This is a genomic window from Paramagnetospirillum sp. (assembly GCF_058402745.1).
The window spans coordinates 232,262-254,654 of the sequence record NZ_JBZVFI010000011.1; the positions used below are offsets into that span (position 1 = coordinate 232,262).

The following is a 22,393-nucleotide window of genomic DNA, read 5'->3' on the forward strand; positions in this document are numbered from 1 at the left end:
AAACTGACCCGACGGCACACCCCGGCCGAACGGGCTCGCTAGCGACTCTCGATGATGGCAGGTCTCCTGACTCGCGGGTCGTTGGGTCCGGCATAGCCTTCCCAGCCCTTCATTTGGGCCAGTGGCGTCTCTGGGGCCGGAACCTCTCCGCCTACAGTTGCGGGGGCAGTCGCGGAATTGACCCTCTTTTCGAGGGCCGCACCACGTTCCCATTTTCACCCCGCGCCCTCTCGGATCGCGGGGAACCATCGCGGGGCACTATAATTTCGCCATGATCGGGATGCAAACCATTCCCGGGGCTTGTCTTCAGATGTCATCCCGAGGAGCATGGCGACGAGGGATCTCCTCCTGCTCCGGCCCGTCCGAGCAAACGGAGATCCCTCGCGTCCGCTCGGGATGACAGGTCAATTGCAAAGGGGTTCAGCCGTGTCCCATACCATCGCCCTGGTCGACGACGACCGCAACATCCTGACCTCGGTCTCGATGGCGCTGGAGGCCGAGGGCTTCAAGGTGCGCACCTATACCGACGGGGCCGAGGCCCTGCGCGGCCTGACCAACCAGCCCGCCGACCTTGCGGTGCTCGACATCAAGATGCCGCGCATGGACGGCATGGAGCTGTTGCAGCGCCTGCGCAAGCAATCGGCCATTCCGGTGATCTTCCTCACCTCCAAGGACGACGAGATCGACGAGCTGCTGGGCCTGCGCATGGGCGCCGACGACTACATCAAGAAGCCGTTCTCGCAGAAGCTGCTGATCGAGCGCATCCGCGCCCTGATCCGCCGCCTGGAGGCCAACGCCGCCGGCGCGGCCGAGCCGGGCGGCGAGACCCTGGTGCGCGGCGAGCTGGTGCTCGACCCCGGCCGCCACGTCTGCACCTGGAAGGGGCGCGCCGTCGACCTCACCGTGACCGAGTTCCTGCTGCTGAAGTCGCTGGCCACCCGCCCCGGCCACGTCAAGAACCGCGACCAGCTGATCGACGCGGCCTATGGCGAATCCATCTACGTGGACGACCGCACCATCGACAGCCACATCAAGCGGCTGCGCAAGAAGTTCCGCGAGGTGGACGACGAGTTCGGCCAGATCGAGACCCTGTACGGCGTCGGCTACCGTTATCGGGATGAGTGAAGCCAAGCCTTCCCGGCGGCGGCTGCCCCGCTGGCGGCTGCTGGCCTCGCCGCTGACCCGGCGCATCCTGCTGGTCAACCTGCTGGCCCCCGTCGTGCTGGTGGTGGGCGTGTTCTATCTCGACCGCTACAAGCAGGGACTGATCCGCGCCGAGCTGGACGGGCTGGGCACCCAGGCCGAGATGGTGGCGGGCGCCATCGGCGAGGGCGCCGTCTTCGAGGAGGAGATGGGCTTCTTCGAGATCAACCCCGACATGGCGCAGCAGATGGTCCGCCGTCTGTCCGAGCCGGCCAAGTTCCGCGCCCGCCTGTTCGACTCGGTGGGTGATCTCGCCGCCGATTCCCGCGTGGTGGGCGGCGCCAAGGGCTCCATCTACATCGAGGAGCTGCCGCCGCCCACGCCGCCGCACTGGAGCGACCGGCTGGCGCGGCAATGGGACCGCTGGGCGCGCTGGATGCCCAGGGACGAGTCCCTGCCCCTTTACCGCGACCATTCCAACGCCCGGGCCGACGATTTCGAGGAGGCCATGGCCGCCATGGCCGGGCGGAGCGCCTGGGTGGTGCGCTCGCGCAAGAACGGCACCCTGATGCTGTCGGTGGCGGTGCCGGTGCAGCGCTACAAGCAGGTGGTCGGCGCGCTCTTGATCACCGCCGACGGCGCCAACATCGCCCGCTCGCTGTTCCAGGTGCGCATCGCCATCCTGGAGGCCTTCGCCGTGTCCCTGGCGCTGACCATCGGCGTGTCGCTCTACATGGCCGGCACCATCGCCCGGCCCATCCGCCGCCTGGCGCTCGCCGCCGAGCGGGTGCGCCACGGCCAGGGCCGCGTCCACGCCATCCCCGACCTGTCGCGGCGCAAGGACGAGATCGGCGAGCTGTCACTGGCCCTGAAGGAAATGACCGAGGCCCTGTGGCGGCGCATGGACGCCATCGAGGCCTTCGCCGCCGACGTGGCCCACGAGATCAAGAATCCCCTGACGTCCCTGCGCTCGGCGGTCGAGACGGCGGCGCGCATCGAGGACCCGGAAAAGCGCGCCCGCCTGATGGCCATCGTGCTGGACGACGTGGGCCGCCTGGACCGGCTGATCAGCGACATCTCGGACGCGTCCAGGGTCGATGCCGAGATGAGCCGCGCCGAAACCGGCCCGGTGACCCTGGCCGCCATGCTCGACACCATGGCCGAGATCTACCGCGGCACCTGCGAGGACCGGGGCCTGCGCTTCCAGGTGGAGCGCCCCGAGGACGATCCCCTGCTGGTCCAGGGCATCGAATCCCGGCTGGTCCAGGTGCTGCGCAACCTGATCGCCAACGCCGCCTCGTTCAGCCCCGAGGGCGGGCGGATCACCCTGGCCGCCCGGCGGGACGGCGCCCGCATCCTGCTCACCGTCGAGGACCAGGGGCCGGGCATCCCCGAAGGCAAGCTGGAATCCGTGTTCGAGCGCTTCTACTCCGAACGGCCCGAGGGCGAGAAGTTCGGCACCCATTCCGGCCTGGGCCTGTCCATCTCGCGCCAGATCGTCGAGGCCCACGGAGGAACCATCCGCGCCGAGAACCGCGAGGGGGGCGGCGCGCGCTTCACGGTGAGCCTGCCTGCGCTTGCCTGAGGGCCGGCCCACCTTGTCATCCCGAGGCGAAGCCGAAGGATCTTGCAGGCGAAAACGGCCGCCGCCTCGGGCTGAAAGATCCCTCGCATGCGCTCGGGATGACAGTCCGGGTCAGCGCGACAGGATGTCCCTTAACCGGTCGGCCTGACGGGAATCGACGCTGCGGCTGAACAGGATGTCCTCCGGCGTCGGGTTGCCGCCGTAATAGGCGGAATTCCACGAATGCCGCGGCAGGATGCCGGCGCCGTCCAGGGTGGCGCCGCCGTAAAGGCCCACGGCGCGCGAGAAGGCGTAGATGTCGGCGCCCACATTGGTGGTGGTGTTGGCCGAGGCCCCGGCGCCCACCACCGCCACCGCCACGCCCGCCTCGGCGCCGGCCTTGAACTGGTTCTCGACCACCGCCTTCAGGCCGCCCTCGTTCATGATGACGTAGACCGTCTCGGCATCCTGCAGGCCGATCTGCAGCCCGATGCTGCCCGCCGCCACGGAATAGAAGGCCGGGCCGCTCCAGCGCCCCGCGCCGTCGCGGGCCAGCAGCACGCCGGTGCCGTACTGGGCGCCCAGGATGAACCCGCCCTTGACCAGATCGGGAACCACCAGCACGGCGCGCGCGCGGCCCAGCAGGCTGGTCATCTGCGAACTGAAATTGGGGTCGGCGCGCAGGCGCTCGACCACGGTGACGGCCCTGCCCACCATCATGGTCTGGTCGGTGACCTGCTCGGCCCGGGCGGTACCCGCCAGCAGAAGGGCCGCCAGGACCATGGCGATCAGTCTCGGCATCTCGTCCTCCGTTGAGAAATGCTCCCATACACTCCAACCACGGGCGTGGTTAGGATTTTGTTAACTCTTGCCCGGCCGCATTGTTGGGAGTAAGCCTGTAACCCTTCCAAACCGGAAGGGCGACGGACGAATGTATTCCCTCATCGTCAACGGTGAACGCCACAAGGTGGACGCCCAGCCCGACACCCCGCTGCTGTGGGTGCTGCGCGACCAGCTGGGCATGACGTCGGTGCGCTACGGCTGCGGCCAGGGCCAATGCGGCGCCTGCGCCATCCTGGTGGACGGCGAGCCCGCCCGGGCCTGCCAGCTGCCGGTCTCCGAGATCAACGGCCGGCGTATCGTCACGCTGTCCGGCAGCAACGACGCCGTCGCGGCGCAGCTGCGCGCCGCCTGGATCGAGCTGGACGTGCCCCAGTGCGGCTATTGCCAGTCGGGGCAGCTGATCAGCGCCGGCGCCCTGCTGCGCCGCAATCCCAAGCCCAGCGATGCCGACATCGACGCCGCCATGAGCGGCAATCTCTGCCGCTGCGGCACCTACCAGCGCATCCGCGCCGGCATTCATCTGGCCGCCCGGCGGCTGCGGGGGGGATCATGAACCGCCGGACCTTCCTGAAGGTCACCGCCGGCACCGGACTGGTCCTGGCGGTGGGCGAGGCCCACGCCGAGGCCGCGACGGGCGGCGGCGCCATCAACGCCTTCGTCGCCATCGCCCCCGACGGGCGGGTGACGGTGACGGTCAAGCATCTGGAGATGGGCCAGGGCGTCGCCACCGGCCTGCCGGTGCTGGTGGCCGAGGAGCTGGAGGTGGACCCCGCCCAGGTGGCGGTGGAATTCGCCCCCGCCGATGCCGGGCGCTACAACAACCTGTTCTGGGGGCCGAGCCAGGGCACCGGCGGCTCCACCGCCACCGCCAATTCGTGGCAGCAGCTGCGCCTGGCGGGTGCCGCGGCGCGCGAGATGCTGACCGAGGCGGCGGCGCGGATCTGGCGGGCCGACATTTCCACCCTTGCCGCCGTCAACGGCGGAGTGGTTCACGCCGCCAGCGGCCGGCGCCTGGGCTATGGCGAACTGGTGGCGGTGGCGGCCACGCTGCCGCCACCCGCCCAGCCTCGCCTGAAGGCACCGTCCGAGTTCCGCCTGATCGGCAAGGCCGGGGTGAAGCGTACGGATTCGCGGGTGAAAAGCGACGGCAGCGCCCAGTTCGGCACCGATATCCGCCTGCCCGGCCTGCTCACCGCCCTGGTGGCCCGCCCGGCCGTCTGGGGCGCCCGCATGGAATCCTACGACCGCAAGGCGGCCCTGGCGGTGCCGGGGGTCATGGCGGTGGTGCCCATCCCGTCCGGCATCGCCGTGGCCGCCAGCTCGTTCTGGGCGGCGCACAAGGGCCGCGAGGCCCTGAAGGCCCGCTGGGCCGAGCCGGCCGAACGGGTTTCCACCGAATCCCTGCGCCGGACCTGGAGCGAATTGCTGGCCAGGCCGGGCAGCCCGGCGGCGAGCCGGGGCGACGCCGCCCTCGCCCTGGGCCAGGGGGCGCAACGCCTTGCCGCCACCTACGAGTTGCCCTATCTGGCCCATGCCCCCATGGAGCCGCTCAACTGCGTGGTGCGCCTGTCTCCGGGCAAGTGCGAGATCTGGGCCGGCTGCCAGTTCCAGACCCATGATCAGGCCATGGCCGCCAGGGTCGCCGGCCTCCGACCCGATCAGGTGGAGATTCACACCCTGCTGGCCGGCGGCAGCTTCGGGCGACGCGCCAACCCGGCGTCGGACTACATCGTCGAGGGCGTCGAGGTGGCCAAGGCGGTGAACGCCCCGGTGCGCCTGATGTGGACGCGGGAAGACGACATCGCCGGCGGCTGGTACCGCCCCATGGCGCTGCATGGTTTCGAGGCGTCGCTGGACGAACGCGGCCTGCCCCTGGCCTGGCGCCACCGGGTGGTCTGCCAGTCCATCCTGGCCGGCGGCCCCTTCGCCGGCATGGTCAGGGACGGCATCGACCCGGTCTCGGTGGAAGGCGCCGCCAACCTGCCTTACGCCGTTCCCCATCTGGCGGTGGAACTGCATTCGCCCAAGGCGCCGGTGCCGGTGCTGTGGTGGCGCTCGGTGGGCTCCAGCCACACCGCCTTCGCCACCGAATGCTTCCTGGACGAGCTGGCCCAGGCCGGAGGCAAGGACCCGCTGGAGCTGCGCCGCGCCCTGCTGGCCGACAAGCCCCGCCACCTGGCCGTGCTCGACCTCGCCGCCGAGAAGGCCGGCTGGGGCAATCCGCTGCCCGCCGGCCGGGGACGCGGCATCGCGGTGCATGAAAGCTTCCACTCCTTCGTCGCCCAGGTGGTCGAGGTGACCGTGGGTCCCGAGGGCCGGATCAAGGTGGACCGCGTGGTCTGCGCCGTGGATTGCGGCATCAGTGTCACCCCCGACGTGGTCAGGGCCCAGATGGAGGGCGGCATCGCCTTCGCCCTGTCCGCCGCCCTGTTCGGCGAGATCACCCTGAAGGACGGACGGGCGGAGCAATCCAACTTCCACGACTACCGCTGCCTGAGAATCGACGAGATGCCGGTGGTCGAGGTCCACATCGTGCCGTCTTCCGCCCCTCCCACCGGAGTGGGCGAGCCCGGCGTGCCGCCCCTGGCCCCCGCCTTGGCCAACGCCGTCTTCGCCGCGACGGGCAAACGCATCCGCAAGCTGCCCATGGGCGACCGGGTGTAGATGCGGGCGGGACGCCCGCGCTCCGCCTCTCCCCTGGAGCGCGGGCGTCCCGCCCGCACCACCCCGACGACATGAACTTTTCTTCACCGTCCGCCCGTTCGACTCCGCTGGAAATGCGAATGGAACGGCGCTAAGAAAGGGCGCCATGCATCGCTTCGCCAATCCCGCCCGCTTCCTCCGCCTCGCCAAGGTGATTCTGCCCTGGTCGAACGCCATCGCCATCCTCTGCCTGGGGTCCGGACTCTACTTCGCCCTGCTCGGCTCGCCGGCCGATTACCAGCAGGGTGAGAGCGTCCGCATCATGTACGTCCACGTGCCGTCGGCCTGGATGGGCATGTTCTGCTACACCGCCATGGCGGTGTTCTCGGCCATGGCGCTGATCTGGAAGCATCCGCTGGCCGATCTGCTGGCCAAGGCCACCGCCCCGGTGGGGGCGGCCTTCACCTTCCTGTGCCTGCTGACCGGCTCCTTGTGGGGCAAGCCCATGTGGGGCACCTGGTGGGCCTGGGACGCGCGGCTGACCAGCATGCTGATCCTGCTGTTCCTCTATTTCGGCTACATGGCTCTGGTCAACGCCTTCGACGATCCCGAGCGTGGCCACAAGGCCGCCGCCATCCTGGCCCTGGTGGGCGCCGTCAACGTCCCCGTGATCAAGTGGTCGGTGGACTGGTGGAACACCCTGCACCAGCCGGCCTCGGTGGTGAAGATGGGCGGCCCGGCCATCGATTCCTCCATGCTGATTCCGCTGCTGCTGATGGCGGTGGGGTTCAAGGCCTATTGGATCTCCATCCTGATCCTCAGGGGCCGTGCCGAGATCGCGTCGCAGAAAATCCGCGTCATCCGCATGGCGCAGATTCACGCCGCGTCCCAAGGGGAGTGACCAACGTCATGGAATCCTTCCAGGCCTTGCTGCATATGGGCGGCTATGGCGGCTATGTGTGGCCCGCCTACGGAGCCGGCGCCGCCGTGCTGGCCCTGGTGCTGATCCTCTCGATCTCCGCGGCCCGCAAGGCCGAGGCCGAACTGGAGGCGCTGCAGCAGGTCCGCCGCGCCCGTAAGGCCAAGGATTCGGAGACCGAAGAGTGACCCGCAAGCAACGCAGGCTGTATTTCGTCCTTCTCGGCATGGCGGCGCTGGGCGGCGCCGTGGCGCTGGTGCTGACCGCCATCTCCGACAGCCTGGTCTACTTCTATTCGCCCACCGACATCGTCGAGCAGCGCATCCCCGAGGGACGGCGCATGCGCATCGGCGGACTGGTGGAGAACGATTCCCTGGTCAAGGACGGCAAGACGGTGAGCTTCAAGGTCACCGACGTGACCAACGCCATTCCGGTGACCTATACCGGCGTGCTGCCCGACCTGTTCCGCGAGGGCCAGGGCGTGGTGGTCGAGGGCCGCATGGAAAAGGGCGGCCAGTTCAAGGCCACCGAGGTGCTGGCCAAGCACGACGAGAACTACATGCCCAAGGAAGTGGCCGACGCCCTGAAGAAGTCCGGCCAGTGGAACGACGGTAAGCAGCAGAAGTGACGGACGGACCTGCGGGCGGGACGCCCGCGCTCCATGCCGATGGCTTCACCCCGGAGCGCGGGCGTCCCGCCCGCATGATACCGTGGACGGAAAAGGCCAAGGATAAGGATTGACCTCATGATCGCCGAGATCGGCCATTTCGCCCTGGTGCTGGCTTTGTGCGTCGCCGTGGTGCAGGCGATCGTCCCCCTGGTGGGGGCGAAGCGCGGCAACGCCGCCTGGATGAACGTGGCCGGCCCGGCCGCCACGCTGCAATTCCTGTTCATCGCCATCGCCTTCGGGGCGCTGACCAACGCCTACGTCACCAGCGATTTCTCGCTGATGAACGTCGCCCAGAACAGCCACACCGACAAGCCCATGCTCTACAAGGTGGCCGGCGTGTGGGGCAACCACGAGGGCTCGCTGCTCTTGTGGATCACCATCCTGGCCCTGTTCGGCTTCGCGGTGACCCTGTTCGGCCGCAACCTGCCGCCGGGACTGAAATCCCGCGCCCTGGCGGTCCAGGCGATGATCGCCGTGGGCTTCCTGGCCTTCATCCTGCTGACCTCCAATCCCTTCGCCCGCCTCGAGCCGCCGCCCATCAACGGCCAGGGCCTCAACCCCATGCTGCAGGACCCGGGCCTGGCCTTCCATCCGCCCTTCCTCTACCTGGGCTATGTGGGCTTCTCCATGGCCTTCTCCTTCGCCATCGCCGCTTTGCTGGAGGGCCGTGTCGATGCCGCCTGGGCCCGCTGGGTGCGGCCCTGGACGCTGGCCGCCTGGGTGTTCCTCACCGCTGGCATCGTGCTGGGCTCGTGGTGGGCCTATTACACCCTGGGCTGGGGCGGCTGGTGGTACTGGGACCCGGTGGAGAACGCCTCGTTCATGCCCTGGCTGGCCGGCACCGCCCTGCTCCATTCCGCCATCGTGGTGGAGAAGAGGGACGCTCTCAAAAGCTGGACCATCCTGCTGGCCATCGTCGCCTTCGGCCTGTCGCTGCTCGGCACCTTCCTGGTGCGTTCGGGCGTCTTGACCAGCGTGCACGCCTTCGCCACCGACCCGGCCAGGGGCGTGTTCATCCTGCTGCTGCTGTGCGCGGCGGTGGGCGGCTCGCTGGCCCTTTACGCGGCCCGGGCGCCCTCCATGAAGATGGGCGGCCTGTTCTCGCCCATCTCGCGCGAAGGCGCGCTGCTGCTCAACAACGTGCTGATGGCCACCGGTGCGGCCACCGTGCTGCTGGGCACCCTCTACCCGCTGATCGCCGACGCGCTGAACCTGGGCAAGGTGTCGGTGGGCCCGCCCTTCTTCAACGCGGTGTTCCTGCCCCTGATGGCCCCCATGGTGCTGGTGATGGCCGCCGCCCCCATGATGTCGTGGAAGCGCGGCGATCTGGCGGGCGTGCTGGGCCGGCTCAAGTTCATCGGCGCCCTGGCGCTGGGCGCGGCCATGCTGGTGTGGTTCCTGCAGGGCGGCACCGCCGGCCCGTGGTGGACGGCGGCCGGTTTCGCGCTGGCCGTCTGGCTGGGCCTCGGCACCCTGTGGGACCTGGCCGAGCGCATCGGCCTGTTCAGCCGCCCGGCCCTGGCCCCGGCCCGCGCCGTCAGGCTGCCCAATTCCGCCTGGGGCATGGTTCTGGCCCATTTCGGGCTGGCGGTGTTCATCGTGGGGCTGACCGCCTCGTCGGCCTGGACCACCGAGCACATCCAGACCCAGAAGATCGGCGAGACCGTCACGGTGGGCGCGTTCGGCGTCACCCTGAAGGCGGTGGACGAGGTTCCCGGCCCCAACTACACCGCCACAAGGGCCACCTTCGAGATTTCCCGGGGCGGCAAGGTCGTCGACGTGATGACCCCGGAAAAGCGCATGTACAAGCAACCGCCGCGCCCCATCACCACGGCGGCGATCCGCTCCGGCTTCACCGGCGACCTCTACGTGGTGATCGGCGATCCCGATCCCGGCAAGGGCGGCTGGGTGACGCGGCTCTATTTCAATCCCTGCATTCCCTGGCTGTGGGCCGGCGCCCTGCTGCTGATCGTCGGCGGCCTGATCAGCCTGGCCGACCGCCGCCACCGGGTCGGCGCCCCGGCGCGGGCCGCCAACGCCGCCGCCAAGGCCTGAGGAGAGCCGAAAATGCGCCGTCTGCTCTACGTCCTGCCCGTGGTGGTGTTCACCGTGCTGGCCCTGTTCTTCCTCAAGGGCCTGACGCTCAACCCGCGCGACATCCCCTCGGTGCTGATCAACCGCCCGGTGCCGGAGATGAATCTTCCGCCGCTGCCCGGCCGGGGCGAATCCGGCCTGGCCACCGAGCATCTGAAGGGAAGGGTGTCCCTGGTCAACATCTACGGCTCGTGGTGCATCTCCTGCGTGCAGGAACACCCCGTCCTGATGGAGATCAAGAAGCGTGGCGACGTGCCGATCCACGCCGTGGACTGGCGCGACGATCCGGTGCTGGGCGCCGCCTGGCTGAAGAAGAACGGCGATCCCTACGAGCGGGTCGGCGTCGATCCGCCGCCCGGCCGCACCGCCGTGGATTTCGGCGTCACCGGCGCGCCCGAGAGCTTCATCGTCGATAGGAACGGCATCATCCGCTACAAGCATGTGGGCCCCATCTCCATGGAGATCTGGACCCGGACGCTGCTGCCCATCATCCGGGAGTTGGAGAAGCAATGACCCCGACCTGTCATCCCGAACGCAGTGAGGGATCTCCGCCTGGCACGCCGTTTCCCACCCTGCACCGTCTGGGCAGAATGAGATCCCTCGGCTTCGCTCGGGATGACACGTGGGTTGCCGCGGCTCTCGTCGCCCTCCTTCTCCTCGCCTCCCCCGCCTTCGCCGTCAATCCCGACGAGATGATGAAGGACCCGGCCCAGGAGATGCGTGCCCGCGAGCTGGGCAAGGATCTGCGCTGCCTGGTCTGCCAGAACCAGTCCATCGACGATTCCGACGCCGATCTGGCCAAGGACCTGCGGGTCATCGTGCGCGAGCGCATCGCCAAGGGCGATTCCGACGAGCAGGTGAAGAAATTCGTGGTCGACCGTTACGGCGACTACGTGCTGCTGAAGCCGCCGTTCCGGGCCGGCACCCTGGCCCTGTGGCTGGGGCCGCTGCTGCTGTTCGCCGGCGCCCTGTGGGCGGTGCTGGCCTTCTACCGCCGCCGCCCGGCGGAACAGGCCGCGCCCCCGCCGCCGCCGCTGTCGGCCGAGGAACAGCGCAGACTCGACAAGTTGCTGAAGGAGTAGCGAGCGGTGATCTGGATCGTCTTCGCCGCCATGGTGGCCCTGACCCTGCTGGTGCTGCTGCGCCCGCTGCTGGCCGCTCCCGCCGTGGCCGCCGCCCGTTCCGAATACGATCTGATGGTCTACAAGGACCAGCTGGGGGAGATCGCCCGCGACGTGGAACGCGGCCTGCTGACCGCCGATCAGGCCGAGGCGGCGCGCACCGAGATTCAGCGCCGCATGCTGGCCGCCGTGGACGGGGAGAAGGGGGCCAGGGGCGCCAAGGCCGTCGCCGCCAAGGCCGGCAAGACCGCGCCCATCGTCATCGCCCTGCTGCTGCCCCTGCTGGCCCTGGTGTTCTACCTGCCGCTGGGTGCCCCGGAATTGCCCGACCGCCCCTATTCCGGCCGTGCCGCCCAGATCGCCGAGATGCAGGAGAAGACCGCCACCATCCAGGCCATGGTCGCCCGTCTGGCCGAGCGCCTGAAGCAGGACCCCTCGGACGGCAAGGGCTGGGCCATGCTGGGCCGCTCGTACCGGGCGCTGGGTCTGCCGGACGAGGCCAAGGACGCCTACCGCAACGCCATCACCCTGCTGCCCGACGATTCCCAGTCGCGCATCGAGCTGTCCATCATGCTGCTGGAGGAGGCCGAGGGCGACACCCTGCCGGCCGAGGCGATCACCCTGATGGAAGAGGTGCTGGCGATCAATCCCGACCAGCCCGACGCGCTCTACTTCACCGGCCTGTCGGCGGCCATGAAGGGCGAGGCGCCCCGCGCCAAGGCCCGCTGGAACCGCCTGCTGCTGGTGCTGCCCGCCGATTCCCCGGCCCGCGCCCAGGTAGAGAAGGACATGGCGCGACTGGGGGGCTGAGGCCTATCGGGCTATCGCCCGAACCCATCCGGGGCGATGCCCCGGACCCCCTTTGATTTCATGAAAGAATAGGAGCCCACGGCCCCGGGCGGGCGTGGGCGGCAGCCCACATCCCTTTCCTATTCCAGCGCCTGCCGAAGCGCCGCCGCGCTGGCCCAGGGCGCCAGCACCAGTGCGGCGGCCAGCATGGCCGAGAGGATCAGCAGGTGGGGCTTGGCCGACATGCCCTGCACGGCGGCATCGATGGCCCCCACCCCGAAGATCAGCACCGGCACGTAGAGCGGAAGGATCAAGAGCGACAGCAGCACGCCGCCCCGTCTCGCCCCCAGCACCAGGGCGGCGCCGATGCCGCCGATCAGCGACAGCACCGGGGTACCCAGCGCCATGGCGGCCAGCAGGGTGAGGAAGCCGTCCTCGTGCATGTGCAGCAGCACGGCCAGCACCGGGGCGGCCACCATCAGCGGCAGGCCGGTGGTCAGCCAGTGGGCCAGCATCTTGGCCGCCACCACCACGCCCAAGGGCGCCGGGGTCAGCACCAGCAATTCCAGCGATCCATCCTCGTAATCGGCCTGGAACAGGCGGTCGAGCGACAGCATGGAGGCGAGCAGCGCGGTGACCATCAGCACGCCGGCCGAAACGCGCTCCAGCACGTTGGCTTCCGGCCCGATGCCGAAGGGGAACAGCACCACGGTCAGCACGAAGAAGGTCACCACCATGACGCTGTCCGAGCCCTGGCGCAGCGCGAGGCGCAGGTCGCGGCGAACCACCTCGAAAAATCTATTCATTTTCCTGCCCCTCAGTCGCCGGGCGCGGGCCTCCGCCCGCTTGGCTCCCGCGCCATAAGGCGCGCGCGCTCAACGCGCCACCTCCGAACCGCCGGCCAAGGCCGCCGGTTCGTCGAATTCCTCCGCGACGGCGAATTTATCCAGATGCAGCTCCTGGGCACCCGGCATGTGGATATCCGCATGGGTGGACAGAATGACCAGGCCAGACGGCGACCATGGCCTTGGACGGTGGCGGTCTCCTCCTGCATCGCGGCGCTCTGGGCGGCACGGCCGACTAGGGGCGGTCGCGGACAGGTCCGGGGCACGCAGCGGCCGGTAGAGCGCCAGGGCCGGCAGGGGCAGCTGGTCAGGGCGGTGACGTTGGAGCGCGCCGTCTTGCCGGCCTTGGCGGCGACGGCCTTGGCGCCCCTGGCCCCCTTCTCCCCGTCCACGGCGGCCAGCATGCGGCGCTGAATCTCGGTGCGCGCCGCCTCGGCCTGATCGGCGGTCAGCAGGCCGCGTTCCACGTCGCGGGCGATCTCCCCCAGCTGGTCCTTGTAGACCATCAGATCGTATTCGGAACGGGCGGCGGCCACGGCGGGAGCGGCCAGCAGCGGGCGCAGCAGCACCAGCAGGGTCAGGGCCACCATGGCGGCGAAGACGATCCAGATCACCGCTCGCTACTCCTTCAGCAACTTGTCGAGTCTGCGCTGTTCCTCGGCCGACAGCGGCGGCGGCGGGGGCGCGGCCTGTTCCGCCGGGCGGCGGCGGTAGAAGGCCAGCACCGCCCACAGGGCGCCGGCGAACAGCAGCAGCGGCCCCAGCCACAGGGCCAGGGTGCCGGCCCGGAACGGCGGCTTCAGCAGCACGTAGTCGCCGTAACGGTCGACCACGAATTTCTTCACCTGCTCGTCGGCGATGTGGCCACGCTCGGGATCGTCGGGGCGTTGCCGAGCCATCTCCCGGATGAGGACAGCAGGTCCGGTCCGAGATCTGCCGCGCGATGCGGCCCACATGCCCACAGCGGATTGCCTTCCTAGCGAGGACGCCGATCTCGGGCACGGCCGGTGACGCCGACTCCACGGGGCGTGGCCGGGCGGCAGATCGCCGCGGACCCGCTCGTAGGGATCGCCGTTCTTCTTCAGCCAGGCGGCGCCCAGCACCGGATCGTCGCGCCAGTCCACGGCGTGGATCGGCACGTCGCCACGCTTCTTGATCTCCATCAGGACGGGGTGTTCCTGCACGCAGGAGATGCACCACGAGCCGTAGATGTTGACCAGGGACACCCTTCCCTTCAGATGCTCGGTGGCCAGGCCGGATTCGCCCCGGCCGGGCAGCGGCGGAAGATTCATCTCCGGCACCGGGCGGTTGATCAGCACCGAGGGGATGTCGCGCGGGTTGAGCGTCAGGCCCTTGAGGAAGAACAGGGCCAGCACGGTGAACACCACCACGGGCAGGACGTAGAGCAGACGGCGCATTTTCGGCTCTCCTCAGGCCTTGGCGGCGGCGTTGGCGGCCCGCGCCGGGGCGCCGACCCGGTGGCGGCGGTCGGCCAGGCTGATCAGGCCGCCGACGATCAGCAGCAGGGCGCCGGCCCACAGCCAGGGAATGCAGGGATTGAAATAGAGCCGCGTCACCCAGCCGCCCTTGCCGGGATCGGGATCGCCGATCACCACGTAGAGGTCGCCGGTGAAGCCGGAGCGGATCGCCGCCGTGGTGATGGGGCGCGGCGGTTGCTTGTACATGCGCTTTTCCGGGGTCATCACGTCGACGACCTTGCCGCCCCGGGAAATCTCGAAGGTGGCCCTTGTGGCGGTGTAGTTGGGGCCGGGAACCTCGTCCACCGCCTTCAGGGTGACGCCGAACGCGCCCACCGTGACGGTCTCGCCGATCTTCTGGGTCTGGATGTGCTCGGTGGTCCAGGCCGACGAGGCGGTCAGCCCCACGATGAACACCGCCAGCCCGAAATGGGCCAGAACCATGCCCCAGGCGGAATTGGGCAGCCTGACGGCGCGGGCCGGGGCCAGGGCCGGGCGGCTGAACAGGCCGATGCGCTCGGCCAGGTCCCACAGGGTGCCGAGGCCCAGCCAGACGGCCAGCGCGAAACCGGCCGCCGTCCACCACGGGCCGGCGGTGCCGCCCTGCAGGAACCACACCAGCATGGCCGCGCCCAGCGCCAGGGCGCCGATGAACTTGAGCCGGCCCAGCACGCCCGCCAGATCGCCGCGCTTCCACGACATCATGGGGGCGGCGGCCATCACCACGCGCCATGGGGGCCATCAGGGGCAGGAACACCGCGTTGAAGAAGGGCGGGCCCACCGACACCTTGCCCAGGTTCAGCGCGTCGGCGATCAGCGGGTAGAGGGTGCCCAGCAGCACGGTGGCCGCACCGGTGGCCATCAGCACGTTGTTGAGCAGCAGCGCGCCTTCGCGCGAGATGGGCGAGAACAGGCCGCCCATCTTCATGGAGGGCGCCCGGGCCGCGTAAAGGGCCAGCGAGCCGCCCACCGCCGCGCACAGCAGCAGCAGGATGAACACGCCCCTGGCCGGGTCGGTGGCGAAGGCGTGCACGCTGGTCAAGACGCCCGAACGCACCAGGAAGGTGCCGAGCAGCGACAGGCCGAAGGCGACGATGGCCAGCAGGATGGTCCAGCTTTTGAGAGCGTCCCTCTTCTCCACCACGATGGCGGAATGGAGCAGGGCGGTGCCGGCCAGCCAGGGCATGAACGAGGCGTTCTCCACCGGGTCCCAGTCCCCACCGGCCGCCCCAGCCCAGGGTGTGATAGGCCCAGCCACGAGCCCAGCACGATGCCAGCGGTGAGGACGGCCAGGCGGCCAGCGTCCAGGCCCGCACCCAGCGGGCCCAGGCGGCATCGACACGGCCCTCCAGCAAAGCGGCGATGGCGAAGGAGAAGGCCATGGAGAAGCCCACGTAGCCCAGGTAGAGGAAGGGCGGATGGAAGGCCAGGCCCGGGTCCTGCAGCATGGGGTTGAGGCCCTGGCCGTTGATGGGCGGCGGCTCGAGGCGGGCGAAGGGATTGGAGGTCAGCAGGATGAAGGCCAGGAAGCCCACGGCGATCATCGCCTGGACCGCCAGGGCGCGGGATTTCAGTGCCCGGCGGCAGGTCGCGGCCGAACAGGGTCACCGCGAAGCCGAACAGGGCCAGGATGGTGATCCACAAGAGCAGCGAGCCCTCGTGGTTGCCCCACACGCCGGCCACCTTGTAGCAGCGTGGGCGGGTGACACTGATGCCGCAATCCACGGCGCAGACCACGCGGTCCACCTTGATCCGGCCCTCGGGACCCACGGTCACCTCGACCACCTGGGCGACGAAGGAGTGGAAGCTTTCATCACCGCGATGCCGCGTCCCCGGCCGGCGGGCAGCGGATTGCCCCAGCCGGCCTTCTCGGCGGCGAGGTCGAGCACGGCCAGGTGGCGGGGCTTGTCGGCCAGCAGGGCGCGGCGCAGCTCCAGCGGGTCCTTGCCTCCGGCCTGGGCCAGCTCGTCCAGGAAGCATTCGGTGGCGAAGGCGGTGTGGCTGGAGCCCACCGAGCGCCACCACAGCACCGGCACCGGCGCCTTGGGCGAATGCAGTTCCACCGCCAGATGGGGAACGGCGTAAGGCAGGTTGGCGGCGCCTTCCACGCGACCGGGTCGATGCGTCCCTGACCATGCCGGCGAAGGGGCGGCCGGCCAGGATGACTGGCAGACCACCCGGTGGCGCCAGGCCAGGGGCAGGCCGCGTTCGTCCAGCGACGCCTCGAGAACCATGCAGCGCCATGGGGCAGTACCCGCCGCCGGCGATGTCGTCTTCCCGCGTCCACATCAGGCGCACCGGGGCGTTCACCGCCTTGGCCACCTCGACGCCCTCGACGATGTAGTCCGACGCCGGGTTGGCGCGTCGCAGCTGCCGCCGGCCAGCAGGGTGTGAATCTCCACCTGATCGGGTCGGAGGCCGGCGACCCTGGCGGCCATGGCCTGATCATGGGTCTGGAACTGGCAGCCGGCCCAGATCTCGCACTTGCCCGGAGACAGGCGCACCACGCAGTTGAGCGGCTCGGTGGGGGCATGGGCCAGATAGGGCAACTCGTAGGTGGCGGCAAGGCGTTGCGCCCCCTGGCCCAGGGCGAGGGCGGCGTCGCCCCGGCTCGCCCCGGCTGCCCGGCCTGGCCAGCAATTCGCTCCAGGTCCGGCGCAGGGATTCGGTGGAAACCCGTTCGGCCGGCTCGGCCCAGTGGGCCTTCAGGGCCTCGCGGCCCTTGTCGCCGCCCGAACGAGCTGGCGGCCACGGCGATGCCGGACGGGATGGGCACCACCGCCATGACCCCCGGCACCGCCAGGGCCGCCTTGCGGTCGTAGGATTCCATGCGGGCGCCCCAGACGGCCGGGCGGGCCACCAGGGCGGTGAGCAGGCCGGGCAGGCGGATATCGGTGCCGAACTGGGCGCTGCCGTCGCTTTTCACCCGCGAATCCGTACGCTTCACCCGGGCCTTGCCGATCAGGCGGAACTCGGACGGTGCCTTCAGGCGAGGCTGGGCGGGTGGCGGCAGCGTGGCCGCCACCGCCACCAGTTCGCCATAGCCCAGGCGCCGGCCGCTGGCGGCGTGAACCACTCCGCCGTTGACGGCGGCAAGGGTGGAAATGTCGGCCCGCCAGATCCGCGCCGCCGCCTCGGTCAGCATCTCGCGCGCCGCGGCACCCGCCAGGCGCAGCTGCTGCCACGAATTGGCGGTGGCGGTGGAGCCGCCGGTGCCCTGGCTCGGCCCCCAGAACAGGTTGTTGTAGCGCCCGGCATCGGCGGGGGCGAATTCCACCGCCACCTGGGCGGGGTCCACCTCCAGCTCCTCGGCCACCAGCACCGGCAGGCCGGTGGCGACGCCCTGGCCCATCTCCAGATGCTTGACCGTCACCGTCACCCGCCCGTCGGGGGCGATGGCGACGAAGGCGTTGATGGCGCCGCCGCCCGTCGCGGCCTCGGCGTGGGCCTCGCCCACCGCCAGGACCAGTCCGGTGCCGGCGGTGACCTTCAGGAAGGTCCGGCGGTTCATGATCCCCCCGCAGCCGCCGGGCGGCCAGATGAATGCCGGCGCGGATGCGCTGGTAGGTGCCGCAGCGGCAGAGATTGCCGCTCATGGCGGCGTCGATGTCGGCATCGCTGGGCTTGGGATTGCGGCGCAGCAGGGCGCCGGCGCTGATCAGCTGCCCCGACTGGCAATAGCCGCACTGGGGCACGTCCAGCTCGATCCAGGCGGCGCGCAGCTGCGCCGCGACGGCGTCGTTGCTGCCGGACAGCGTGACGATACGCCGGCCGTTGATCTCGGAGACCGGCAGCTCGCAGGCCCGGGCGGGCTCGCCGTCCACCAGGATGGCGCAGGCGCCGCATTGGCCCTGGCCGCAGCCGTAGCGCACCGACGTCATGCCCAGCTGGTCGCGCAGCACCCACAGCAGCGGGGTGTCGGGCTGGGCGTCCACCTTGTGGCGTTCACCGTTGACGATGAGGGAATACATTCGTCCGTCGCCCTTCCGGTTTGGAAGGGTTACAGGCTTACCTCCCGACAATGCGGCCGGGCAAGAGTTAACAAAATCCTAACCACGCCCGTGGTTGGAGTGTATGGGAGCATTTCTCAACGGAGGACGAGATGCCGAGACTGATCGCCATGGTCCTGGCGGCCCTTCTGCTGGCGGGTACCGCCCGGGCCGAGCAGGTCACCGACCAGACCATGATGGTGGGCAGGGCCGTCACCGTGGTCGAGCGCCTGCGCGCCGACCCCAATTTCAGTTCGCAGATGACCAGCCTGCTGGGCCGCGCGCGCGCCGTGCTGGTGGTTCCCGATCTGGTCAAGGGCGGGTTCATCCTGGGCGCCCAGTACGGCACCGGCGTGCTGCTGGCCCGCGACGGCGCGGGGCGCTGGAGCGGCCCGGCCTTCTATTCCGTGGCGGCGGGCAGCATCGGGCTGCAGATCGGCCTGCAGGATGCCGAGACGGTCTACGTCATCATGAACGAGGGCGGCCTGAAGGCGGTGGTCGAGAACCAGTTCAAGGCCGGCGCCGAGGCGGGCGTGGCGGTGGCGGTGGTGGGCGCCGGGGCCTCGGCCAACGCCACCACCAATGTGGGCGCCGACATCTACGCCTTCTCGCGCGCCGTGGGCCTTTACGGCGGCGCCACCCTGGACGGCGCCGGCATCCTGCCGCGGCATTCGTGGAATCCGCCTATTACGGCGGCAACCCGACGCCGGAGGACATCCTGTTCAGCCGCAGCGTCGATTCCCGTCAGGCCGACCGGTTAAGGGACATCCTGCGCGCTGACCCGGACTGTCATCCCGAGCGCATGCGAGGGATCCTTCACGCAGGCGGCGGCCGTTTTCGCCTGCAAGATCCTTCGGCTTCGCCTCGGGATGACAAGGTGGGCCGGCCCTCGGCAAGCGCAGGCAGGCTCACCGTGAAGCGCGCGCCGCCCCCCTCGCGGTTCTCAGCGCGGATGGACCCTCCGCTGGGCCTCGACGATCTGGCGCGAGATGGACAGGCCCAGGCGGAATGGGTGCCGAACTTCTCGCCCTGGGCCGTTCGGAGTCAGAAGCGCTCGAACACGGATTCCAGCTTGCCTTCGGGGATGCCCGGCCCCTGGTCCTCGACGGTGAGCAGGATGCGGGCGCGTCCCGCCGGGCGGCCAGGGTGATCCGCCCGCCCTCGGGGCTGAACGAGGCGGCGTTGGCGATCAGGTTGCGCAGCACCTGGACCGCGGGATTCGATGCCCTGGACCAGCAGGGGGTGATCCTCGGGGCGCTCCACCTGGAAGCGCAGGCCCCGGTCCTCGCAGGTGCCGCGGTAGATCTCGGCCATGGTGTCGGCATGGCGGCCAGGGTCGCCCGGCGGTTCGGCGCGGCTCGTCGGCATCGACCCTGGACGCGTCCGAGATGTCGCTGATCAGCCGGTCCAGGCGGCCCACGTCGTCCAGCACGATGGCCATCAGGCGGGCGCGCTTTCCGGGTCCTCGATGCGCGCCGCCGTCTCGACCGCCGAGCGCAGGACGTCAGGGATCTTTGATTCGTGGGCCACGTCGGCGGCGAAGGCCTCGATGGCGTCCATGCGCCGCCACGGGCCTCGGTCATTTCCTTCAGGGCCAGTCACGCACGCCGATCTCGTCCTTGCGCCGCGACAGGTCGGGGATGGCGTGGACGCGGCCCTGGCCGTGGCGCACCCGCTCGGCGGCGAGCGCCAGGCGGCGGATGGGCCGGGCGATGGTGCCGGCCATGTAGAGCGACACGCCGATGGTCAGCGCCAGGGACACGGCGAAGGCCTCCAGGATGGCGATGCGCACCTGAACAGCGAGCGGGCGATGTTGGCGCCGTCGGCGGTGATCAAGAGCGCGCCGACCACCTGCTTGTAGCGCTGCACCGGCACCGCCACCGACACATCAGGTGCCGTTCTTGCGCGAGCGCACCAGCCAGGCGCTCCGCCCGGCCATGGCGGCCATGGCCTCCTCGAAATCGTCGGCCCGGGCGTTGGAATGGTCGCGGTAAAGGGGCAGGGACTCGTCCCTGGGCATCCAGCGCGCCCAGCGGTCCCATTGCCGCGCCAGCCGGTCGCTCCAGTGCGGCGGCGTGGGCGGCGGCAGCTCCTCGATGTAGATGGAGCCCTTGGCGCCGCCCACGCCGGCGCACTCGAGCGAACCGGCGGGCGCGGCAATGGGACCGCTGGGCGCGCTGGATGCCCAGGGACAAGTCCCTGCCCTTACCGCGACCATTCCAACGCCCGGGCCGACGATTTCGAGGAGGCCATGGCCGCCATGGCCGGGCGGAGCGCCTGGGTGGTGCGCTCGCGCAAGAACGGCACCCTTGTTGTCGGTGGCGGTGCCGGTGCAGCGCTAAAGCGGTCGTCGGCGCGCTCTTGATCACCGCCGACGGCGCCAACATCGCCGGCTCGCTGTTCCAGGTGCACATCGCCATCCTGGAGGCCCTCGCCTGTCCCCTGGCGCTGGCCACCGGCGTGTCGCTCTTCATGGCCGGCACCATGGCCCCCGCCGCCTGGCGCTCGCCGCCGAGCAGTACGCCACGCCAGGCCGCGTCCACGCCATCCCCGACCTGTCGCGGCGCGAGGACGAATGGCGAGCTGTCGCTGGCCCTGAAGGAAATGACCGAGGCCCTGTGGCGGCGCGTGGACGCCATCAAGGCCTTCGCCGCCGACGTGGCCCACGAGGTCAAAAATCCCCTGACGTCCCTGGGCTCGGGCGGGCGGCGGCGGCGCGCATCGAGGACCCGGAAAAACACGCCCGCCTGATGGCCATCGTGCTGGACGACGTGGGCCGCCTGGACCGGCTGATCCGCGACATCTCGGACGCGTCCGGTCGATGCCGAGATCGCCGCGCCGAAAAAACCGGCCGGTGACCCCGGCCGCCATGCTCGACGCCATGGCCGAGATCTACCGGCGGCACCTGCGAGGACCGGGGCCTCCGCTTCCAGGTGGAGCGCCCCGAGGACGATTCCCTGCTGGTCCAGGGCGTCGAATCCCGGCTTCAGGTGCTGCGCAACCTGATCGCCAACGCCGCCTCGTTGGCCCGAGGGCGAGCGGACACCCTAGCCGCCCGGCGGGACGCGCGCGCATCCTGCTCACCGTCGAGGACCAGGGGCGGGCATCCCCGAAGGCGAGCTGAATCCGTGTTCGACGCTTCTACTGCAAACGGCCGAGCGCGAGAAGTTCGGCACATTCCGGCCTGGGCTGTCCATCTCGCCAGATCGTCGCAGGCCCACGGAGGAACCATCCGCGCCGAGAACCGCGAGGGGGCGGCGCGCGCTAGTGGCCTGCTGCGCTTGCCTGAGGGGCCGGCCCCCTTGTCATCCGAGGCAAAGCCGAAGGATCTTGCAGGCGAAAGCGGCCGCCGCCTCGGGGCTGAAAATTCCCTCGCATGCGCTCCGGGATGACAGTCCGGGTCAGCGCGACGGGCATGTCCCTTAACCAGTCGCCTGACGGGAATCAACGCTGCGGGTGAAGCGGATGTAGTCCGGCGTCGGGTTGCCGCCGTAATAGGCGGAATTCCACGAAATACCGCGCAGGATGCCGCGCGGTCCGGGTGGCGCCGCCGTAAAGCCCACGCGCGCGCGAAAACGCGTAGATGTCGGCGCCCGCATTGGTGGTGGTTGTTCGCCGCCCCGGCGCCCGCCCACCGCCACCGCCACGCCCACCTGGCGCCGGCCTTGAACTGGTTCTCGACCACCCCTTCAGGCCGCCCTCTTTAGATGGCGTGGACCGACTGGGCATCCTGCAGGCCGATCTGGCCCGATGCTGCCCGCGGCCACGGAAGCCAGGCCACTGCAGCGCCCCGCGCCGTCGGCGGGCCGGCAGCGCGCCGTGCCGTACTGGGCGCCCAGGATGAACCCGCTTGACCAGATCGGGAACCACCAGCGCGGCACGCGCGCGGGCCGCCGGCTGGTGGTCTGCGAACTGAAAAATTGGGGGTCGGCGCGCAGGCGCTCACCACGGTAGCGGCCTTGCCCACCATCATGGTCTGGTCGGTGACCTGTCTCGCCCGGGCATACCCGCCAGCAGAAGGGCCAGGACCATGGCGATCATTCGGCATCTCGTCCTCCGTTGAGAAATGCTCCCATACACTCCAACCACGGGCGTCGTTGATTTTGTTAACTCTTGCCCGCCGCATTGTTGGGAGTAAGCCGTAACCCTTCCAAACCGGAAGGCGACGCGACAAATGTATTCCCTCACGTCAACGGTGAACGCCACAAGGTGGACGCCCAGCCCGACACCCCGCTGCTGTGGTGCTGCGCGGCCGGCTGGGCGTGACGTCGGTGCGCTACGCTGCGGCCGGGCCG

The 22,393-nt window shown here is 69.9% G+C and carries 23 protein-coding genes, 4 pseudogenes and 1 riboswitch; of the genes and pseudogenes, 13 read left to right on the top strand and 14 right to left on the bottom strand.

The features are described 5' to 3' along the window. Positions 1–39: 39 nt before the first annotated feature. Positions 40–265: riboswitch (cobalamin riboswitch) on the bottom strand. A gap of 161 nt (positions 266–426) precedes the next feature. Continuing rightward, on the top strand, positions 427–1,125 hold the full coding sequence (locus ACV4UZ_RS09235; protein WP_491600592.1) for a response regulator transcription factor: 699 nt from the start codon (positions 427–429) through the stop codon (positions 1,123–1,125). Continuing rightward, positions 1,118–2,728: a stimulus-sensing domain-containing protein gene (locus ACV4UZ_RS09240; RefSeq protein ID WP_491600593.1), complete on the top strand. Its 1,611-nt coding sequence runs from the start codon at positions 1,118–1,120 to the stop codon at positions 2,726–2,728. The genes ACV4UZ_RS09235 and ACV4UZ_RS09240 overlap by 8 nt, the downstream gene beginning before the upstream one ends. A gap of 111 nt (positions 2,729–2,839) precedes the next feature. Here ACV4UZ_RS09240 and ACV4UZ_RS09245 read toward each other — a convergent pair whose 3' ends face one another. Continuing rightward, positions 2,840–3,508 (bottom strand): lipid-binding SYLF domain-containing protein, encoded by a 669-nt coding sequence (locus ACV4UZ_RS09245; RefSeq protein ID WP_491600594.1) that lies wholly within the window; start codon positions 3,506–3,508, stop codon positions 2,840–2,842. A 130-nt stretch (positions 3,509–3,638) separates the two neighbouring features. Here ACV4UZ_RS09245 and ACV4UZ_RS09250 point away from each other — a divergent pair, with 130 nt between their 5' ends. The 9 genes from ACV4UZ_RS09250 (at position 3,639) to ccmI (ACV4UZ_RS09290) (ending at position 11,807) form a co-directional block, all read left to right on the top strand. Next, positions 3,639–4,103: a (2Fe-2S)-binding protein gene (locus tag ACV4UZ_RS09250; RefSeq protein WP_491600595.1), complete on the top strand. Its 465-nt coding sequence runs from the start codon at positions 3,639–3,641 to the stop codon at positions 4,101–4,103. Beyond that, the gene (locus ACV4UZ_RS09255) at positions 4,100–6,214 is read left to right on the top strand and encodes a xanthine dehydrogenase family protein molybdopterin-binding subunit (protein ID WP_491600596.1); all 2,115 of its coding nucleotides are present in this window, start codon (positions 4,100–4,102) and stop codon (positions 6,212–6,214) included. Before ACV4UZ_RS09250 ends, ACV4UZ_RS09255 begins: the two co-directional genes overlap by 4 nt. A gap of 145 nt (positions 6,215–6,359) precedes the next feature. Further along, positions 6,360–7,094 carry a heme ABC transporter permease gene (locus ACV4UZ_RS09260; RefSeq protein ID WP_491600597.1) on the top strand — a complete coding sequence of 245 codons (735 nt, stop codon included), beginning with the start codon at positions 6,360–6,362 and terminating at the stop codon, positions 7,092–7,094. Between the two features lie 8 nt (positions 7,095–7,102). Then, positions 7,103–7,300, top strand: a complete 198-nt coding sequence (ccmD, locus tag ACV4UZ_RS09265) for a heme exporter protein CcmD (protein ID WP_491600598.1) — start codon at positions 7,103–7,105, stop codon at positions 7,298–7,300. After that, positions 7,297–7,740, top strand: a complete 444-nt coding sequence (ccmE, locus tag ACV4UZ_RS09270) for a cytochrome c maturation protein CcmE (RefSeq protein WP_491600599.1) — start codon at positions 7,297–7,299, stop codon at positions 7,738–7,740. Before ccmD ends, ccmE begins: the two co-directional genes overlap by 4 nt. A 117-nt stretch (positions 7,741–7,857) precedes the next feature. Beyond that, entirely contained in the window at positions 7,858–9,837 is a 1,980-nt protein-coding gene (locus tag ACV4UZ_RS09275; RefSeq protein WP_491600600.1) for a heme lyase CcmF/NrfE family subunit, read from the top strand. A gap of 12 nt (positions 9,838–9,849) precedes the next feature. Beyond that, complete coding sequence (locus ACV4UZ_RS09280; RefSeq protein ID WP_491600601.1) at positions 9,850–10,389, top strand: DsbE family thiol:disulfide interchange protein; 540 nt, start codon at positions 9,850–9,852, stop codon at positions 10,387–10,389. A gap of 77 nt (positions 10,390–10,466) precedes the next feature. Then, positions 10,467–10,958, top strand: coding sequence for a cytochrome c-type biogenesis protein (locus tag ACV4UZ_RS09285; protein WP_491600602.1), 492 nt, complete (start codon positions 10,467–10,469; stop codon positions 10,956–10,958). 6 nt (positions 10,959–10,964) lie between these two features. Next, entirely contained in the window at positions 10,965–11,807 is an 843-nt protein-coding gene (gene ccmI / locus ACV4UZ_RS09290) for a c-type cytochrome biogenesis protein CcmI (protein WP_491600603.1), read from the top strand. Between the two features lie 119 nt (positions 11,808–11,926). Here the strand turns inward: ccmI (ACV4UZ_RS09290) and ccmB are convergent, their stop codons facing one another. From ccmB to ACV4UZ_RS09340, 10 genes and pseudogenes are all read right to left on the bottom strand, one after another. Continuing rightward, a complete protein-coding gene (gene ccmB, locus ACV4UZ_RS09295; protein WP_491600604.1) occupies positions 11,927–12,592 on the bottom strand; it encodes a heme exporter protein CcmB in 666 nt (221 codons plus the stop codon). An 11-nt stretch (positions 12,593–12,603) separates the two neighbouring features. Beyond that, positions 12,604–13,245 (bottom strand): c-type cytochrome biogenesis protein CcmI, encoded by a 642-nt coding sequence (ccmI, locus tag ACV4UZ_RS09300; RefSeq protein WP_491600605.1) that lies wholly within the window; start codon positions 13,243–13,245, stop codon positions 12,604–12,606. Between the two features lie 6 nt (positions 13,246–13,251). After that, positions 13,252–14,049, bottom strand: coding sequence for a cytochrome c-type biogenesis protein CcmH (locus ACV4UZ_RS09305; protein ID WP_491600606.1), 798 nt, complete (start codon positions 14,047–14,049; stop codon positions 13,252–13,254). 12 nt (positions 14,050–14,061) lie between these two features. Continuing rightward, a complete protein-coding gene (locus tag ACV4UZ_RS09310; protein WP_491600607.1) occupies positions 14,062–14,829 on the bottom strand; it encodes a cytochrome c-type biogenesis CcmF C-terminal domain-containing protein in 768 nt (255 codons plus the stop codon). A 388-nt stretch (positions 14,830–15,217) separates the two neighbouring features. After that, positions 15,218–15,445 (bottom strand): annotated as a pseudogene (ccsA, locus tag ACV4UZ_RS09315) (cytochrome c biogenesis protein CcsA); the annotation flags it as partial. Continuing rightward, positions 15,384–15,653, bottom strand: a pseudogene (gene ccsA, locus ACV4UZ_RS09320) (cytochrome c biogenesis protein CcsA); the annotation flags it as partial. The pseudogenes ccsA (ACV4UZ_RS09320) and ccsA (ACV4UZ_RS09315), both read right to left, overlap by 62 nt. Positions 15,654–15,881: 228 nt before the next feature. Beyond that, entirely contained in the window at positions 15,882–16,343 is a 462-nt protein-coding gene (locus ACV4UZ_RS09325; RefSeq protein ID WP_491600619.1) for a hypothetical protein, read from the bottom strand. A 72-nt stretch (positions 16,344–16,415) separates the two neighbouring features. Then, positions 16,416–16,697 carry a molybdopterin cofactor-binding domain-containing protein gene (locus ACV4UZ_RS09330; protein ID WP_491600618.1) on the bottom strand — a complete coding sequence of 94 codons (282 nt, stop codon included), beginning with the start codon at positions 16,695–16,697 and terminating at the stop codon, positions 16,416–16,418. A 419-nt stretch (positions 16,698–17,116) separates the two neighbouring features. Further along, positions 17,117–17,620, bottom strand: a pseudogene (locus tag ACV4UZ_RS09335) (molybdopterin cofactor-binding domain-containing protein); the annotation flags it as partial. 43 nt (positions 17,621–17,663) lie between these two features. Further along, positions 17,664–18,080, bottom strand: a pseudogene (locus tag ACV4UZ_RS09340) ((2Fe-2S)-binding protein); the annotation flags it as partial. 131 nt (positions 18,081–18,211) lie between these two features. Between ACV4UZ_RS09340 and ACV4UZ_RS09345 the strand changes: the two are divergent. Continuing rightward, positions 18,212–18,859, top strand: a complete 648-nt coding sequence (locus ACV4UZ_RS09345) for a lipid-binding SYLF domain-containing protein (RefSeq protein WP_491600608.1) — start codon at positions 18,212–18,214, stop codon at positions 18,857–18,859. A 283-nt stretch (positions 18,860–19,142) separates the two neighbouring features. Here the strand turns inward: ACV4UZ_RS09345 and ACV4UZ_RS09350 are convergent, their stop codons facing one another. The 3 genes from ACV4UZ_RS09350 to ACV4UZ_RS09360 all read right to left on the bottom strand — a co-directional run bounded on the left by ACV4UZ_RS09350 (position 19,143) and on the right by ACV4UZ_RS09360 (position 20,223). Further along, a complete protein-coding gene (locus tag ACV4UZ_RS09350; protein ID WP_491600609.1) occupies positions 19,143–19,466 on the bottom strand; it encodes a hypothetical protein in 324 nt (107 codons plus the stop codon). Positions 19,467–19,686: 220 nt separating this feature from the next. Then, the gene (locus ACV4UZ_RS09355) at positions 19,687–19,890 is read right to left on the bottom strand and encodes a HAMP domain-containing protein (RefSeq protein ID WP_491600610.1); all 204 of its coding nucleotides are present in this window, start codon (positions 19,888–19,890) and stop codon (positions 19,687–19,689) included. Positions 19,891–19,986: 96 nt separating this feature from the next. Continuing rightward, a complete protein-coding gene (locus ACV4UZ_RS09360) occupies positions 19,987–20,223 on the bottom strand; it encodes a stimulus-sensing domain-containing protein (RefSeq protein WP_491600611.1) in 237 nt (78 codons plus the stop codon). 236 nt (positions 20,224–20,459) lie between these two features. Between ACV4UZ_RS09360 and ACV4UZ_RS09365 the strand changes: the two genes are divergently transcribed. After that, positions 20,460–20,849 (top strand): hypothetical protein, encoded by a 390-nt coding sequence (locus ACV4UZ_RS09365; protein WP_491600612.1) that lies wholly within the window; start codon positions 20,460–20,462, stop codon positions 20,847–20,849. Positions 20,850–22,393 lie beyond the last annotated feature (1,544 nt).

Excerpts from the sequence above, each read along its gene's own strand:
- ccmD (WP_491600598.1), top strand. The coding sequence starts at position 7,103 with ATGGAATCCTTCCAGGCCTTGCTGCATATGGGCGGCTATGGCGGCTAT.
- ACV4UZ_RS09280 (WP_491600601.1), top strand. The coding sequence starts at position 9,850 with ATGCGCCGTCTGCTCTACGTCCTGCCCGTGGTGGTGTTCACCGTGCTG.
- ccmB (WP_491600604.1), bottom strand. The coding sequence starts at position 12,592 with ATGAATAGATTTTTCGAGGTGGTTCGCCGCGACCTGCGCCTCGCGCTG.
- ACV4UZ_RS09345 (WP_491600608.1), top strand. The coding sequence starts at position 18,212 with ATGCCGAGACTGATCGCCATGGTCCTGGCGGCCCTTCTGCTGGCGGGT.
- ACV4UZ_RS09260 (WP_491600597.1), top strand. The coding sequence starts at position 6,360 with ATGCATCGCTTCGCCAATCCCGCCCGCTTCCTCCGCCTCGCCAAGGTG.
- ACV4UZ_RS09275 (WP_491600600.1), top strand. The coding sequence starts at position 7,858 with ATGATCGCCGAGATCGGCCATTTCGCCCTGGTGCTGGCTTTGTGCGTC.
- ACV4UZ_RS09285 (WP_491600602.1), top strand. The coding sequence starts at position 10,467 with ATGAGATCCCTCGGCTTCGCTCGGGATGACACGTGGGTTGCCGCGGCT.
- ACV4UZ_RS09250 (WP_491600595.1), top strand. The coding sequence starts at position 3,639 with ATGTATTCCCTCATCGTCAACGGTGAACGCCACAAGGTGGACGCCCAG.
- ACV4UZ_RS09310 (WP_491600607.1), bottom strand. The coding sequence starts at position 14,829 with ATGGCCGCCGCCCCCATGATGTCGTGGAAGCGCGGCGATCTGGCGGGC.
- ACV4UZ_RS09305 (WP_491600606.1), bottom strand. The coding sequence starts at position 14,049 with ATGCGCCGTCTGCTCTACGTCCTGCCCGTGGTGGTGTTCACCGTGCTG.
- ACV4UZ_RS09240 (WP_491600593.1), top strand. The coding sequence starts at position 1,118 with ATGAGTGAAGCCAAGCCTTCCCGGCGGCGGCTGCCCCGCTGGCGGCTG.
- ACV4UZ_RS09255 (WP_491600596.1), top strand. The coding sequence starts at position 4,100 with ATGAACCGCCGGACCTTCCTGAAGGTCACCGCCGGCACCGGACTGGTC.
- ACV4UZ_RS09325 (WP_491600619.1), bottom strand. The coding sequence starts at position 16,343 with ATGGTTCTCGAGGCGTCGCTGGACGAACGCGGCCTGCCCCTGGCCTGG.
- ACV4UZ_RS09245 (WP_491600594.1), bottom strand. The coding sequence starts at position 3,508 with ATGCCGAGACTGATCGCCATGGTCCTGGCGGCCCTTCTGCTGGCGGGT.
- ACV4UZ_RS09350 (WP_491600609.1), bottom strand. The coding sequence starts at position 19,466 with ATGCCGACGAGCCGCGCCGAACCGCCGGGCGACCCTGGCCGCCATGCC.